General features: G+C 46.9%; 14 protein-coding genes, 3 tRNA genes and 1 pseudogene. 12 read left to right on the plus strand and 6 right to left on the minus strand.

Annotated features, from left to right (window positions below):
• The gene (gene pflA, locus HMPREF2560_RS04840) at window positions 1–807 is read left to right on the plus strand and encodes a pyruvate formate lyase 1-activating protein (protein ID WP_070608843.1); all 807 of its coding nucleotides are present in this window, start codon (window positions 1–3) and stop codon (window positions 805–807) included.
• 73 nt (window positions 808–880) lie between these two features.
• On the opposite strand, the gene HMPREF2560_RS04845 is transcribed toward pflA, so the two are convergent.
• The gene (locus HMPREF2560_RS04845; RefSeq protein WP_070609024.1) at window positions 881–2593 is read right to left on the minus strand and encodes a proline--tRNA ligase; all 1713 of its coding nucleotides are present in this window, start codon (window positions 2591–2593) and stop codon (window positions 881–883) included.
• Between the two features lie 496 nt (window positions 2594–3089).
• Here HMPREF2560_RS04845 and fghA point away from each other — a divergent pair, with 496 nt between their 5' ends.
• Window positions 3090–3938, plus strand: coding sequence for an S-formylglutathione hydrolase (fghA, locus tag HMPREF2560_RS04850; RefSeq protein ID WP_070873747.1), 849 nt, complete (start codon window positions 3090–3092; stop codon window positions 3936–3938).
• A 94-nt stretch (window positions 3939–4032) separates the two neighbouring features.
• Here the strand turns inward: fghA and recA are convergent, their stop codons facing one another.
• Entirely contained in the window at window positions 4033–5079 is a 1047-nt protein-coding gene (recA, locus tag HMPREF2560_RS04855; protein ID WP_070873748.1) for a recombinase RecA, read from the minus strand.
• Window positions 5080–5226: 147 nt separating this feature from the next.
• On the minus strand, window positions 5227–6519 hold the full coding sequence (gene aroA, locus HMPREF2560_RS04860) for a 3-phosphoshikimate 1-carboxyvinyltransferase (protein ID WP_070873749.1): 1293 nt from the start codon (window positions 6517–6519) through the stop codon (window positions 5227–5229).
• 300 nt (window positions 6520–6819) lie between these two features.
• Here aroA and cysG point away from each other — a divergent pair, with 300 nt between their 5' ends.
• A complete protein-coding gene (cysG, locus tag HMPREF2560_RS04865; protein WP_070873750.1) occupies window positions 6820–8217 on the plus strand; it encodes a siroheme synthase CysG in 1398 nt (465 codons plus the stop codon).
• Window positions 8218–8270: 53 nt separating this feature from the next.
• On the opposite strand, the gene HMPREF2560_RS04870 is transcribed toward cysG, so the two are convergent.
• Window positions 8271–8876, minus strand: coding sequence for a CoA pyrophosphatase (locus HMPREF2560_RS04870; RefSeq protein ID WP_070873751.1), 606 nt, complete (start codon window positions 8874–8876; stop codon window positions 8271–8273).
• 175 nt (window positions 8877–9051) lie between these two features.
• Here HMPREF2560_RS04870 and HMPREF2560_RS04875 point away from each other — a divergent pair, with 175 nt between their 5' ends.
• The 8 genes from HMPREF2560_RS04875 to HMPREF2560_RS04910 all read left to right on the plus strand — a co-directional run bounded on the left by HMPREF2560_RS04875 (window position 9052) and on the right by HMPREF2560_RS04910 (window position 14464).
• On the plus strand, window positions 9052–10914 hold the full coding sequence (locus HMPREF2560_RS04875) for a tetratricopeptide repeat protein (protein WP_070873752.1): 1863 nt from the start codon (window positions 9052–9054) through the stop codon (window positions 10912–10914).
• A gap of 56 nt (window positions 10915–10970) precedes the next feature.
• The gene (gene lolB, locus HMPREF2560_RS04880) at window positions 10971–11555 is read left to right on the plus strand and encodes a lipoprotein insertase outer membrane protein LolB (RefSeq protein WP_070873753.1); all 585 of its coding nucleotides are present in this window, start codon (window positions 10971–10973) and stop codon (window positions 11553–11555) included.
• 8 nt (window positions 11556–11563) lie between these two features.
• Entirely contained in the window at window positions 11564–12412 is an 849-nt protein-coding gene (ispE, locus tag HMPREF2560_RS04885) for a 4-(cytidine 5'-diphospho)-2-C-methyl-D-erythritol kinase (protein WP_070873761.1), read from the plus strand.
• A gap of 5 nt (window positions 12413–12417) precedes the next feature.
• Window positions 12418–12493: transfer RNA gene (locus tag HMPREF2560_RS04890), tRNA-Gln, on the plus strand.
• Window positions 12494–12503: 10 nt separating this feature from the next.
• Window positions 12504–12579, plus strand: a tRNA-Gln gene (locus HMPREF2560_RS04895).
• Between the two features lie 11 nt (window positions 12580–12590).
• Window positions 12591–12666: transfer RNA gene (locus HMPREF2560_RS04900), tRNA-Gln, on the plus strand.
• Window positions 12667–12842: 176 nt separating this feature from the next.
• Complete coding sequence (locus tag HMPREF2560_RS04905; RefSeq protein WP_101755247.1) at window positions 12843–13826, plus strand: ribose-phosphate pyrophosphokinase; 984 nt, start codon at window positions 12843–12845, stop codon at window positions 13824–13826.
• Window positions 13827–13891: 65 nt separating this feature from the next.
• Window positions 13892–14464 carry a 50S ribosomal protein L25/general stress protein Ctc gene (locus HMPREF2560_RS04910; RefSeq protein WP_070873754.1) on the plus strand — a complete coding sequence of 191 codons (573 nt, stop codon included), beginning with the start codon at window positions 13892–13894 and terminating at the stop codon, window positions 14462–14464.
• Between the two features lie 108 nt (window positions 14465–14572).
• Here HMPREF2560_RS04910 and hscB read toward each other — a convergent pair whose 3' ends face one another.
• Window positions 14573–15073: a Fe-S protein assembly co-chaperone HscB gene (hscB, locus tag HMPREF2560_RS04915; protein ID WP_070873755.1), complete on the minus strand. Its 501-nt coding sequence runs from the start codon at window positions 15071–15073 to the stop codon at window positions 14573–14575.
• A gap of 79 nt (window positions 15074–15152) precedes the next feature.
• On the opposite strand from hscB, the pseudogene HMPREF2560_RS04920 reads away from it, so the two are divergent.
• Window positions 15153–15375 (plus strand): annotated as a pseudogene (locus tag HMPREF2560_RS04920) (alternative ribosome-rescue factor A).
• On the opposite strand, the gene iscA reads toward HMPREF2560_RS04920, so the two are convergent.
• The gene (gene iscA / locus HMPREF2560_RS04925; protein WP_070608865.1) at window positions 15335–15655 is read right to left on the minus strand and encodes an iron-sulfur cluster assembly protein IscA; all 321 of its coding nucleotides are present in this window, start codon (window positions 15653–15655) and stop codon (window positions 15335–15337) included. The pseudogene HMPREF2560_RS04920 and the gene iscA sit on opposite strands and share 41 nt — an antisense overlap.
• Window positions 15656–15660 lie beyond the last annotated feature (5 nt).

The raw sequence follows: 15660 nt of genomic DNA on the forward strand, positions 1-15660 counted from the left end.
ATGTCCACGACTTTTGCCATTACCCCCGAGCCGGAACTGAAAGACCTTGGCCACCGTCACTATAACGGCAAAGGCATTATTCATTCGATTGAATCTTGCGGCGCTGTCGATGGTCCGGGTTTGCGCTACGTGCTTTTTTTGCAAGGTTGCCTGATGCGCTGCCTGTATTGCCATAATCGCGATACTTGGGATTTGCATACCGAGCAGGCGCAGGAATTGGATGTGGCAACCGTGATGAAGCAGGTCATGACCTATCGTCATTATCTGCGTGCGACAGGCGGAGGTGTAACAGCAACCGGCGGCGAGCCGTTATTGCAATATGAGTTTGTACGCGATTGGTTTACGGCCTGCTGGGAACACGATATCCATACCTGTCTCGACAGTAATGGCTATGCTTTGCACTATGATTCGATTTTGGATGATTTGCTAGATCATACCAATTTGGTCATGCTCGACTTAAAACAAATCGATCCTGAAATTCATAAAGTGCTTGTCGGTATTCCAAATACCAAAACGCTGAAATTTGCGCGCTATCTTGCCGAACGCAATCAGCCGACGCGGGTGCGCTATGTGGTTGTTCCCGGTTATACCGATGATGAGCGGTCAGCGCATTTATTGGGCGAGTTTATCGGTGATATGGATAATGTAGAAATGGTAGAGCTTTTGCCGTATCACGAATTGGGCGCACATAAATGGGCTTTGTGCGGCGACGAATACAAGTTAAAAGGCGTACATCCGCCGCCTAAAGAAACCATCTTGAAAATCAAAGAAATATTAGAGAGCTACGGAAAAAACATTATTTATTAAAACAGAAAATAGAAAAAGGCCGTCTGAAACGAAATAATCAGTTTCAGACGGCCTTTTCATGATTGAAAAAAACTTAAGCGTTCAATGCGGCCAGAACCTTGGCAACAACTTCTGATACTGCAACGGCTTGGGCCTGATTGTCACGGCGTTCGGCATATTCGACATTGCCTTCTTTTAAGGCGCGATCGCCGATTACGATGCGGTGAGGAATACCCAACAGCTCGGAGTCATTCAGCAATACGCCCGCACGTTCGTCGCGGTCATCCAGCAATACATCCGCACCGACAGCTAGAAGCTCGGCATAGATTTTGTCGGCGGCTTCGCGTACGGCTTCAGATTTTTTGTAGTTCATCGGTACGATAACGACTTCAAACGGCGCCATTGCTTTGGTCCAAACAATGCCTTTTTCGTCGTTGTTTTGTTCGATGGCGGCAGCAACAACGCGGGTAATACCGATACCGTAGCAGCCCATTTCCATGATTTGGGATTTGCCGTTATTGTCCAAGAAGCTGACATTCATGGCTTGGGTATATTTGTCGCGTAATTGGAAAACGTGGCCGACTTCAATCCCGCGCGCCAGTTTCAGACGGCCTTGTTCGTCAGGGCTGATGTCGCCTTCGATGACATTGCGCAAATCGACAAATTCAGGCTCAGCAGCATCTCGGCCGAAGTTGAAGCCGGTATAGTGGTATTCGTCTTCGTTCGCGCCGATAACCCAGTCTGCGCCTTTTTCGGTGGCGAAATCGGCATAGACTTTGCCTTTGAAGTTGACAGGGCCGAGAGAGCCGCCGTTTGCGCCGAACTGTTCAATAATCGCGGCAGGGCTTGCCATGGTCAGTGGCGATTTCACGCCGGCCAGTTTTTCTGCCTTGATGTCGTTAAACTCATGGTCGCCACGCAACAGCAGCAGGACGAGTTCGCCTTCGTTTTCGCCTTCAACCACGATGGATTTGAGGGTTTGTTCAACCGGAATATTGAGGAATTCAACCAAAGACTCAATGGTTTTGACATTTGGTGTATGTACTTTGGTCAACTCGGCCTGAGCAGCGGCGCGTTCGCCTTTGAGCGGCAAGGTGGGTGCCAATTCGATATTGGCGGCGTAATCGGAAGTATCGCTGTATGCGATAACGTCTTCGCCGCTTTCAGCCAATACTTGGAATTCGTGAGAGCCGGTACCACCGATGCTGCCGGTGTCTGCGGCGACGGGGCGGAATTCCAAGCCCAGACGGGTAAAGATACGGCAGTAAGCGTCGTACATATCCTGATAGGTCGTCTGAAGCGAGGCATAGTCGGCATGGAAGGAATAAGCGTCTTTCATGACGAACTCGCGCGCGCGCATCACACCGAAGCGCGGACGCACTTCATCGCGGAATTTGGTTTGGATGTGATAAAAGTTTTTCGGCAGTTGTTTGTAGCTGTTGACTTCTTTGCGCACGATGTCGGCAATGACTTCTTCACAAGTCGGGCCCATGCAGAAATCGCGGTCATGACGGTCTTTCAGGCGCAGCAGTTCTTTACCGTAAAACTCCCAGCGGCCGGATTCCTGCCACAGTTCGGCAGGTTGTACCACCGGCATCAGCAGCTCCACGCTACCCGCGCGGGCCATTTCTTCGCGCACGATATTTTCAACTTTGCGCAATACGCGCAGACCCATCGGCATCCAAGTATAAAGACCGGATGCATTGGCTTTGATCAGGCCGGCACGAATCATCAGCTTGTGGCTGGCAAGTGCGGCTTCGGCAGGGGCTTCTTTAAGGGTAGAAATGAAGAACTGGGAGGCTTTCATGGCGTATTTTTCTTTCTTAAAAATAAGTGCGTATTGTAACGCAAAATGTGTGGCCGCGTGTCTTTTGAATGGCATCTGATGAAATCGGCCGTTGTTTTACAGAGCTTTTGATTCGGGGCGATTTTTAGGGATGTCAACCCTAATTTATGCACAAAGCCGCATAACCTTGTTTTACCTATAAATTTTCACTGTATGATTATAGTAAAATCTTATAAATATAACTATTTGATTTTATTGTGTTTTATTTGATTAAATTTTAGTCAATTTAAGACTTAGTTTGTTCCTAAAGAAAATTTTACGATTACCCAAAGCTTATCAACAGATTTATCCACAGAGATTGTGTATAGATTTTAAATGCCGTCGGCGTAATGATTTCGCATGATTGGCAAGCCTTGTTTAAAGCAGATTTGGTTGCCTTAAAAAGATGGGGCAACAACACGATGGACAGGTTTTGCGCTAACATTTTGCTTATTGCTGTTTCCTTACAAGGAATAAAATGAAAAATTCAGAATTGCATTTGCTGGAACGTAGAAAGATGTTTAACGGGTATCAGGAACGCTACCGTCATTTTTCTCAAACCTGCCGGACGGATATGGTATTTGATGCCTATCTGCCGCCACAAGTCTTAAAAGGCTATCCTGCGCCTGTTTTATATTTTCTTTCCGGCTTAAATAGTGATGGTTTTGAATTGGTTCGGCAAAGCGGAATTCAACGTTTTGCGGCGCAATGGAATATTATTGTGGTTTTTCCGGATACCTCGCCACGCGGTCAGCACGTTGCCGACAGTGAGGAACATTATCTTGGACAGGGTGCCGGATTTTATGTTAACGCAACTGAAGCACCTTGGGCTCAGCATTATCAAATGGAAAACTATATCAGCCAAGAATTGCCTGATTTGATCGAGCATAATTTCCCGGTAACGAAAGAGCGCAGCATTGCGGGTTTCAGCATGGGCGGGCATGGCGCGCTGCAGTTGGCTTTGAAGCATCCCGGCCGATATGCTGCGGTTTCCGCTTTTGCACCTTTATGTCATCCTATCGATACGGAAGGTGGCAGACAGGCGTTGTCAGCTTATTTGGGCCAAAACATGGAAACATGGAAACGCTATGACAGTATAGAGCTGCTTCAGACCGCCTCGCATAAATTGCCTGTTTTGATTGATGTCGGCAGTGAAGTTGCTTTGTATCCTGAAGTTCTGCAACCGGAAGGATTTGTCCGCTCAGCACGCGAAAAAGGTTTCAATATCCAATATAAAGTACGTCCGGGCTATGGGCATGACTATTTCTTTATTGCCAGCTTTATCGATTCGCATATCGAGTTTCACGCCCAAGCATTGGGGCTTTAAGCAGTATTGAATAAAAGGCCGTCTGAAATCCGATTAATGAACGAATTTCAGACGGCCTTTATTTGGTCTTTTTAACCTTTTATTTCAAACAGACTTATTCCTCAGGACGTTCGCCGTCGGTATCGTCCAATTTGCCTTCGGTAATATCCATATTGATACCGACTGCCGCACGGATTTTGGCATCAATTTCGTTGGCGATATCAGGATTTTCTTTCAGCCAAACGCGTACATTGTCTTTACCTTGGCCGATTTTTGCGCCGTTGTAGCTGTACCATGCACCGGATTTTTCAATGATGTCATGTTTGACGCCCAAGTCGATCAATTCGCCTTCCCAGCTGATGCCTTCGCCGTAAAGAATATCAAATTCGGCTTGACGGAATGGAGGTGCAACTTTGTTTTTGATAACTTTGACTTTGGTTTCGTTACCAATAACGTCATCGCCTTTTTTAATCTGACCGGTACGGCGGATGTCGAGGCGGACGGAGGCGTAGAATTTGAGCGCGTTACCGCCGGTCGTGGTTTCAGGGCTGCCGAACATCACGCCGATTTTCATACGGATTTGGTTAATGAAAACAACCAATGTATTGGTGCGTTTGATGTGGCCGGTCAGTTTGCGCAGGGCTTGGCTCATCAGGCGGGCTTGCAGGCCGACGTGGCTGTCGCCCATTTCGCCTTCGATCTCGGCTTTAGGCACAAGTGCGGCTACGGAGTCGACAACGACCATATCGATACCGCCTGAGCGTACCAAGGTATCGCAGATTTCCAATGCCTGCTCGCCGGTATCCGGTTGGGAGAGATAGAGTTCTTCGACTTTTACGCCGAGTTTGCGGGCGTAAATCGGGTCAAAAGCATGCTCGGCATCGATGAATGCGCAGATGCCGCCATTTTTTTGGCATTGGGCAATGGCTTCGAGACAGAGTGTGGTTTTACCGGAGGATTCCGGGCCGAAAATTTCAACCACGCGGCCGCGGGGCAGACCGCCAACGCCGAGTGCCAAGTCCACGCCGAGGGAGCCGGTGGAAATAACATCAAGGTTTTCTTCCTGTTGGCTGCCGTCCATTTTCATGATGGAGCCTTTGCCGAAGTTTTTTTCGATTTGGGCAAGGGCGGCGGCTAAGGCTTTGCTTTTTTCGTCTGACATGTTTTCTCTCCGAAAGGAAATATGAATCGCTAAGAATTTATTTAGCTATTATCGCATAAATTAAGAAAAAGTATAGTTTTATTTTTATTTTTCAGACGGCCTGTGTTTTTTGTATGCAACAGGCCGTCTGAAACATTAAATAATCAATCAGTTGGTTAATGATGCAAAAACTTGGAAATAGTCGGGGAAAGTTTTATGCGTACATTTCGGGTCGTTGATGATGACGGGGACGCCCAAAAGTGAAGCCAGCGAGAAACACATGGCCATGCGGTGGTCGTCGTAAGTATCGATGACGGCATCAGGGGTAAGTGTTTCGGGCGGCGTAATATGAATAGCTTCGGCTTCTTCGATAACTTCTGCACCCAGTTTGCGCAGTTCAGTTGCCATGGCGGCGATACGGTCGGTTTCTTTGACGCGCCATGAGCCGATATTGCGCAGGGTGCAGGGCTGTTTGGTGGCCAGTGCGACGATGGCCAAGGTCATGGCCGCGTCTGGAATATGGTTGGCATCCAAATCAAAAGCCTGAATCTTGCGTTCGGCAGGACGGGAAATCTCAACAAAATCTTCGCCCCAAATAACATCCGCACCGATTTTTTCCAATTCACGCGCAAAGGCAACGTCGCCCTGGATGCTATGTGCACCGATGCCGGTCACGCGGATGGGTGTACCCGCAATCAGGCCTGCGCCCAAGAAATAAGATGCGCTGGAGGCATCGCCTTCTACATATAAATGTTCGGGCGCATGATACTGGGCACCGGCCGGGATTTTAAATACACGGTAGTCTTCATTGATGATGTCCACACCGAACTGCGCCATCAGCTTGAGCGTGATGTCGATATAAGGTTTTGAAATCAACTCGCCTACCATGTGGATTTCAAATGCTTGTCCGGTCAAGGGCAAAGCCATCAGCAGGGCGGTCAGGAATTGGCTGGAAACATTGCCTTTAATCGGAATAACGCGCTCGCCGTTGTCTTGGTGTTTGCCGATCTGAAGCGGCGGATAGTTTTCATTGCCCAGATATTGTACGTCTGCACCTGCAATGCGTAGCGCATCCACCAAATCGCCGATGGGGCGTTCGTGCATACGCGGCACGCCATGCAGATGATAGTCGCCACCCAAAACGGCAAGCGCGGCAGTCAAGGGGCGGAATGCCGTACCGGCGTTGCCTAAAAACAAATCGGCGGTTTGGTTGGGAAAGCGGCCGCCGGTGCCATGAACTTTCAGACGGCCTTCAGGTAAAGATTCAATTTGCACGCCGAGTTTGTCGAGTGCTTCAAGCATTCGGTCGGTATCGTCAGATTTGAGCAAAGAATGGATTTCGCAAACGTTGTCGGAGAGTGCGGCCAAGAGCAGCGTACGGTTGCTGATGCTTTTGGAACCGGGCAGGGCAACAGTAGAAGGCTTGAGTGTGGAAGCGGGCAGGCGGATGGATTCGGTCATGTCTGGACTAAGCTCGTTTGAATTGTAAATTAGACCGATATTATACGCAGGCAAAGGCCGTCTGAAAAATGAAGAGGGCGCAATTTATTTGTGAAAAAATGAATTTTTATATCGTTACACAATTTTCCAATCATTTATTTTGAAGTTTTCTGCTCCTGTTTTGTATTTGCCGTTATAACTTATTTTGTTGTGGCAGGTATATAACCAAACACCATAAGAAAATCAGAAACCATTCTTTCCTATTTTTTCAGACGGCCTTTAATATCGGTGGATAATCATTGATAAAGCAAGAGCACGACCATGAGCCATTATCCTTTGTTTGCCGATTTGAGAAACCGTCCTGTTTTACTGGTAGGCGCGGGCAAGATTGCCGAGCGCAAGGCGGAAAGCCTGTTATCTGCCGGAGCGCGCGTGCGCGTTGTTGCGGAAACTCTGAATCCGCAGTTTCAGCAATGGGTGGCTGAAGGGAAAATAGTTTGGCTGGGCGGCTTGTTTGAAGAAGCCATGCTGGACGAGGTGTATTTCGTTATTGCGGCGACGGATGATGATGGGTTTAACCGCCGTGTTTTTGAAGCGGCGGAGCGACGGACGAAATTATGCAATACGGTGGATACGGCGGATTTGTGTTCGTTTATCGTGCCTGCCGTGGTGGATAGGGGGCCGTTGAAGATAGCCATATCCAGCGGCGGTAATGCGCCTGTATTGGCGCGGAAATGGCGGCAGATTATTGAAACATTGATTCCGCTGCATACAGGCACGATGGCGCGTATTGCCGGAAAATGGCGCGAAAAGGTTAAACAGACTATTCATCATGTCGAACGCCGCCGTTATTTTTGGGAAAAGTTGTTCGACAGCCGTTTCAGTATTTTTGCGGCTCAAAACAATATCGAAGCGGCAGAGCGTGAATTGATAACGCAGTTAAACCGGGAAACGCCGTTTGGCGGCGAAGTGGTTTTGGTGGGCGCAGGGCCGGGCGATCCGGGCTTGCTGACCATACATGCTTTGCAGGCGATACAGGCTGCGGATACGGTGTTTTACGATGCTTTGGTGTCGGATAAGATTTTGGCGATGGTGCGTAAAGATGCGGTGAAAATCAGTGTGGGCAAACGCGCCGGTGCGCACCATGTTCAGCAGGAAGAAACCAACCGTCTATTGGTTGAGCACGCTCAAAAAGGCGAGCGCGTAGTGAGGTTGAAAGGCGGCGATCCTTTTGTATTCGGGCGCGGCGGGGAGGAAGTGCAAACCCTGCATCAGGCCGGGATTGCCTACCGCATTGTGCCAGGCATTACTGCTGCACTTGGTGCTACTGCTTATGCCGGTATTCCGTTAACCCATCGCGATTGCGCCCAAAGTACTTTATTTGTGACCGGCCACAGCAAACACGAGGGCAGTCAACCAGATTGGCAGACTTTGGCTTTAAGCCGTCAAACGCTGGTGATCTATATGGGCACGCTTAAAGCGGCTGAAATTGCGGAAAGGCTGATGACTTATGGTAGGCAGCCTTCTACGCCCGTTGCCGTGATTTCCAATGGGACTTTACCGAATCAGACCGTGCGGACAGGCCGTCTGAAAGATTTGGGCGTGTTAGCTGCCGAAGCAGAGCGTCCGGCTTTAATGGTGATTGGCGAAGTGGTTGCCCTGCGCGATGAGATGAAATGGTTTGGAGAATTTGTAGAATGCTATGAAGAAGCAGCGTAAAGAGGATTGATCAAATAAGGCCGTCTGAATATTGGTTTTCAGACGGCCTTGCCTTATTTAAAAGCTTGGCAATATTGCTGATAACGTTCTGCCAGTCCATATAGGATGATTGCTGTCAGCCCCCAAATGTCGTAGTGTCGGAAAGGCAGGGCTGGGAGGGCGAGGGTTTGATTGTTGTGATGAAGCTGACGGAATGTGTAGTTTTGCAGGTTTAAGGCAAAATCCAAAGGCAGATAAAAAATTTCAGCTACTTCATCGGGGTTGGCTTTTGGGGTAATGGGCTGTGTGCAAACTACCGGAACAGGCGTAACACGGTAGCCGGAAGGCGTGTCATAAAAGGGTAGTGGCGCAAAAGTCTGCCATGCGGTAATCGGAATGGCGGTTTCTTCATAAGCTTCTCTTAACGCCGTTGCCGTTAGGCTGTCGTCTTGGGCATCTTTGCGGCCGCCGGCAAAGGCGATTTGTCCGGTGTGCTGCCTTAAGGTCTCGGCCCTTTTGGTTAGTAAAATTTGCCACGCTCCTTCATGCAAGACAATGCCGACCAAAACGGCTGCTTCTTTAACCATTTTTGGAGTAACTAATTGATTGCGCTCTGCTTGCATACGGCTGCTGAAGTGTGAAGCTTGAGTTAGGAAATGGATAAGTTGGTCGGTATTCATTTTTGGCGCTGATCGTTTTATGCAGATGAGGATTACACAAGGTTTACGGTTACCGTGTCAACAAAATAGGGTGCGTGTGTTACAGTTATGCCTGAATGATAAATAAAGCTTTGCGTCTGTTTTGCAAGTGCTTAGGCCGTCTGAAAATGCCGGCAGGTTCTCAAAAAGGATAGTTATGTTGTTTTCCCCATCCCGTATTCGAGTAGCAGCTGCGGCTGTCATGATGTTGTTTGCTACACAAACTTTTGCCGCGCCCAACGATTCAAAAACAGTTTTTGAATCGGCTAAGATTATCAAAAAGAAAAGCCGTGCTGACCGTTTTTCTCCCGAAGAGCGCGAGCAGGAACGGATACGTCTGTTGGGTATACAAAACCGCACTTCGCAGGTTTTTACTTTGTTAAATTCAGAACTGGCCTTGCAAAAGGGTGATGCGGCTTCTGCGCTGTTTACTTATATTTTAACGTTGCATCGCACCAAATCTCCCGAAGTGGCCGAGCGGGCTTTGGAGATGGCGGTTTCTTTAAACGCATTTGAACAGGCTGAAGCTATTTACCAAAAATGGCGCGAAATCGAGCCGGAGCCTGGTGAAACACAAAAGCGTATGACTTGGTTGCGCAATTTGCTGCTGGGCAAAGCCGATAAGAATTTAAGCGGATTGGACAAGGTGATTGCCGGCGGTAGTGAAGATGAGCAAAAGCGCGTGTTCCTGCTTTTGGCACAAACCGCAGCCCAACAGCCGAATCTGACCAGCGATGCGGTCAAACAGGTGCATAAAACGGCACTGAATTATAAAGACTTTCCAGAAGCGGCGATTGCGGATGCAATTTTTAGTGCAAAAGACGGTCAAAAGAAATACGCCATTGCGGCATTACAGCGCTTGGCCAAGTTGGATAACGAAATTCTGCCGCCTACTTTTGTTACCCTGCGGCTGATGGCGCAACGGCATCCTGATATTCTGGACGGCTTCTTCAAAGAGACAGACACCAAAACCTTATCTCCGATTTGGCAGGAGTTGGACATCGCCAATTTGATCGCTCATGGTCAAAATGATAAGGCTTTTAAGCGTTTACAGACTTTGTTGGAAGAAAATCCCAACCCTGATTTGTATATTCAGGCCGCCTTATTGTCAGCCAGCAAGACGGAAAATATTTCTGCGGTAAACAGCTATCTGGAAAAGGCTTATAAAGCCGGTACGGAGGAGCAGCGCAGCCGTGCGGCGTTGATTGGTGCGGTTTCTTATAATGATGCTGAAGAATTTGCCAAAGCCAAACAATGGCTGGACAAGGTAACGGCAACGGCTTATACGTTTGATAAAACCATTTTGGCTGCTTCCATCGAAGCCAAACAGGGCAACCATAAAGAGGCTTGGGCTTTGGTGCAACGTGCCCAAAAAATGCCCGAGCAAAGAGGACGTTATTTTGAAGCCAGTGATTTGCTGAATACGGCTTTGTTTGTATTGTCTAAAAATACTAATCTTCAAGAATCGTTGAATGCTTTAAATAGCTTGGTAAATTTCACCGAAAAATCCTTGAAAACCCAAGCTTCTCCCGAGCTGCTTGCCAATGTGTTGTATCAGCGCTCGATGGTGTATGAGAAGCTGAATCAGCCAGGCAAGGCGATTGCCGATTTGCGCCGTGTGGTAGAGCTGTATCCGGATAATCCGCACGGTTGGAATGCTTTGGGCTATACCTTGTTGTCCAACGGCAAGGATTTGGAGGAAGCGTTTAAAATGGTTCAGACGGCCTATCAAATGGATCCGGAAAGCGCAGCAATTAATGACAGTGTAGGCTGGGCTTATTATCTTAAAGGCGATGCGCAAATGGCGCTTCCATATATCCAATATGCCTACGAAAAAGAACCTGAAGCCGAAGTCGCCGCGCATTTGGGCGAAGTCCTATGGACACTTGACGATCAAGACAAGGCCAAAGAAATTTGGAATGATGGTTTGAAACGCGGAAGTAATCTCCGAGTATTAAAAGAGACAATGTCCAAATTTGGTATAACGTCCAGTAAACCGCATACTCAAAAACATAAATAAAACCAAAAGGCCGTCTGAAAAGCGTTTGATTTCAGACGGCCTATGAAGGAATATCCATGAATTTAAAACAATTATCATCGGTTGCAGCCTTATTGCTTTTGGCTGCCTGTGCGCAGCCAAACTTACCTCAACAAAACAGTTGGCAAGCAGCAGAGCAGGTGCAGGATTTTAGCGCAGACGGTCGATTGGCTGTCAAAGTGGAAGGCAAAGGCTCTTATGCCAATTTCGACTGGACTTATCAGAACGCGGTTCAAACCATTGATGTGAATACACCGTTGGGCAATACCGTAGGTCAGCTGTGTCAAGACAGTGAAGGCGTATTGGCAGTAGACAGTAAGGGTAAGGTCTATCAGGCGGAAACGGCTGAGGAATTGAGCAGACAGCTTTTAGGCTTTGCTTTGCCGGTTCAATATCTGCATATTTGGGCGGATGGTAAACGCGTTGCCAATGCGCCATACAAAATCCTGCCTGATGGCCGTCTGAAGCAGTTTGACTGGACAATATTGCGCACTTTAAATAGTTCAGGACAGCCGAAAACGCTTCAACTTGAGAATGCCAAGTTTAATATCCGCTTGGTGTTCGATACAGTAAATCACTCTTTGGATAAGAATGGACAAACCCGATGCGCAGCACGCAAATAGAGGATGCCATGTCTGTTTCAGAGGGAATTCAAGCCTTTCCTGCGCCGGCCAAATTAAATTTGGATTTGAGGATTACCGGCCGCAGGAGCGATGGTTATCATAATTTGGAAAGTATTTTCTGTTTGATCGGCTTATACGATACCGTTCATCTGAAAATGCGTACTGATGGGCAGATTATTCTGCATACGCCGATTGAAGGGCTTGAGCCCGAACAGGACTTGACTTATCGGGCGGCTAAATTATTGCTGCCATATGCAAGTGTGCCGCACGGCATTGAAATTTGGTTGGATAAAGTGATTCCGACCGGAGGCGGATTGGGCGGTGGAAGCTCTGATGCGGCCACAGTCTTAATGGTTTTAAACCGATGGTGGCAATGTGGTTTGAGCAGGCAGCAACTGATTGATTTAGGTGTAAGTCTTGGTGCGGATGTTCCTTTTTTTATTTTTGGCAGAAGTGCTTTTGCCAAAGGCGTAGGCGAGAAGCTGGCTGAAATAGATGTCCCTAAACAATGGTATGTTATCGTTAAGCCCCCCGTCCATGTGGCAACAGCTAAAATTTTTGCACATGAAGGCTTGACACGTGATTCCAAACCCAGCATAATGCCGACTTTCCAATCATTACAGCCGTTTCAAAATGATATGCAGGCGGTTGTGTTTCAGGAATATCCTGAAGTTTGGAAGGCTTATGTTGAGTTATCCCAATATGGTTATACATTAATGACCGGTTCTGGAGCTTGTTTGTTTATAGCAAGTGCATCTCATCAAGAAGCAAATACAATTTACCAACAGGTTTCTCAATTATATGAAGCTTATTGTGTGGAAGGATTAGATATTCATCCGCTGTTTCATATGATTTAGTAAGTTGGGGAGTCGTCAAGCGGTTAAGACACTGGATTTTGATTCCAGCATGCGAAGGTTCGAATCCTTCCTCCCCAGCCAAACCCTTTGTTGGGGAGTCGTCAAGCGGTTAAGACACTGGATTTTGATTCCAGCATGCGAAGGTTCGAATCCTTCCTCCCCAGCCAACACCCTTTATTGGGGAGTCGTCAAGCGGTTAAGACACTGGATTTTGATTCCAGCATGCGAAGGTTCGAATCCTTCCTCCCCAGCCAAATAAAAGCGTGTAAGTTCTCTTACACGCTTTTTTACGCTAAGAACGAAATAACGCTGAAAAACTTTTTTTTACCCGTCTTTACGCGTATAATCGCGTAATTAGTGTCTTAGACATGGGGCAGAGGGAAGCGTAATGTTTTCTGAGCGTAAATCAAATCTAGAATCAGGTGTAGATATGGCTGCTTATGACAGTTTAATGGTGTTTACCGGTAATGCAAATCCGGAATTGGCGCAACGCGTTGTCAAACATTTGGATATTTCACTCGGTGAAGCCACCGTTTCCAAATTCTCTGATGGCGAAGTAGCCATTGAACTGTTGGAAAATGTGCGTGGTCGCGATGTGTTTATTTTGCAACCTACCTGTGCGCCAACCAATGACAACCTGATGGAAATTTTGACTATGGCCGATGCACTCAAACGTGCTTCTGCCGGTCGTATTACTGCCGCGATTCCTTACTTTGGCTATGCGCGTCAGGATCGCCGTCCTCGCTCTGTTCGTGTACCGATTTCTGCTAAATTGGTAGCGAATATGTTGTACTCAGCAGGTATCGACCGCGTATTGACTGTTGACTTGCATGCCGATCAAATTCAAGGTTTCTTCGATATTCCGGTAGATAATATTTATGCTACCCCGATTTTATTGAACGATATTAAACAACAACGTATCGACAATCTGACTGTTGTCAGCCCTGATATCGGTGGTGTTGTACGTGCACGTGCTGTTGCTAAATCTTTAAATGCTGATTTGGCTATTATCGACAAGCGTCGTCCTAAAGCCAACGTGGCTGAAGTGATGAATATTATTGGTGATATTCAAGGCCGTACTTGCTTAATCGTAGATGATATGATCGATACGGCAAATACTTTGTGTAAAGCGGCTGTTGCCCTGAAAGAGCGCGGTGCGGATCGTGTACTGGCATACGCCAGCCATGCAGTATTCTCTGGCGAAGCAGTGAATAGAATTGCTTCTTCCGAAATTGACCAAGTAGTTGTGACAGATACGATTCCGTTGTCTGAAGCAGCTAAAAAATGTGAACGCATCCGTCAAGTTACCATTGCCGGTTTGCTGGCTGAAACGGTACGCCGTATCAGCAATGAAGAATCCGTCTCATATCTTTTCAATGAGGATGTGATGACTGGCGGCATGTTGCTGCCATAACCCGATGTCGTCTTAAGCTGGTCGCGGCCGATGACGACGATTTTATCTAAATTGGAGTATTAAACATGACTTACGAAATTCAAGCCTCTGTTCGCGAAGCCCAAGGCACTGGTGCGAGCCGCCGCCTGCGTCGCGAAGGCCAAATCCCTGGCATTCTGTACGGTGAAGGTCAAGAGCCTGTTGCTATCGCTGTAGACCACAAAACTGTATTCTACGCATTAGAAAAAGAATCTTTCCATACTGCTTTGATTAAACTGTCTTTGAACGCTGAAACTAAAGACGTTATCGTGCGTGACTTCCAAATGCACCCATTCCGTCGCGAAGTTCAACACATCGACTTCCAAGCTGTAAAAGCTGATCAACCTGTACGTATCCGCGTTCCTCTGCACATTGTTAACGCTGAAAACTCTCAAGCTGTTAAATTGCAAGGTGGCCGCGTATCTCTGTTGAACACTTCTGTTGAAGTAGTTGCTTTGCCTGCAAACATTCCTGCTTTCTTGGAGCTGGATTGTGCATCAGTAGTTGCCGGCGACATTCTGCACTTGTCAGACATCAAATTGCCAGAAGGTGTTGAAAGCGTTTCTCTGAAACGTAACGAAAACCTGGCTGTTGCTACTGTTACCGGTAAAAAACGCTAATCGGTAGTCAATATAAGAAAACCGTATCAGATTTATCTGATACGGTTTTTGTTTTGTATATAAAATCATTTGCTATAAAACTTGGGTAAACGTAACAGCATATGTACCTTATAAGATTGAAGCAATTTCATTGCGAAGTTTATTAAGAAAGCGTCCATGCCGTACCCATTGTGCGGCTGATTCATAATCCTGTTGTTCAAATGCTTGTTGCAAATCTTGATATAGGTTGCTTTGAACTTCTTGAATTTCTTGATCCAGCGCTCGGATGGCATCATGGTTTTGTTCCATTTGTGCATCCATCAATGTTTCCCGCCATTCCATCTGCTGCATGAGGAATTCTGGTGAGAACGAAGTGTGTTCAGGTGCATCAGCATCGATATTTTGGCTTTTCAAGAGATAAGCAGCCCGATCAATAGGGCTTTTTAATGTGCGGTAGGCATCATTAATTGTAGAAGACATCATAACGGCTTGTTTCTGCTCAAAAGCAGAAGCAGAAGCAAATCTATCGGGATGGAAACGGGCAGCTAAAGCTCGATAAGTCTGTTCGAGTGCTTCGGTATCAATATTGAAAGATGGCTCAAGCTGGAAGAGGTTGAAATATTGAGACATGATATTAAAGGAAAAAATCTAAAGAAGAGGATTATTTTACGATATAATCCAAAAACTGTTTATACGAAAGGAAAACAATATGACCGGTAAGGTACAACACAATAAAGGCAAGATACGAGATAATGCCTTAAAAGCCTTAGTCAAATCTGATTTGTTCCGACACAAAGTAGAACGGAAAAGAAAAGGCAAGGGTAGCTATAATAGGCAAGAAGCCAAAAAATGGCGGGATGGTTTTGATACTTTCCCGCCATTTTTTATATTTTAAACGTGGAAGCTCTCACCACAGCCGCAAGAGTCTTTGACATTCGGATTTTCAAATTTGAAACCTTCCTGCAAACCTTCTTTTGTGTAATCAACTTGCGTGCCATCTAGATAAACCAAGCTTTTCGGATCGATATAAACGCGCGCGCCGTGTTCTTCAAAAATCAGGTCATCCTCGTTCGCTTCATCGACAAATTCAAGGTTGTATGCCATGCCTGAGCAGCCACTGGTTTTCACGCCCAAGCGCACGCCCAATCCTTTGCCGCGTTTGGTCAGGTAGTTATTGATGTATTTGGCTGCGTTTTCTGTGATGGTAATCATGCTTT

It is taken from the genome of Neisseria sp. HMSC078H04 (assembly GCF_001838135.1).
Lineage (GTDB): Bacteria > Pseudomonadota > Gammaproteobacteria > Burkholderiales > Neisseriaceae > Neisseria.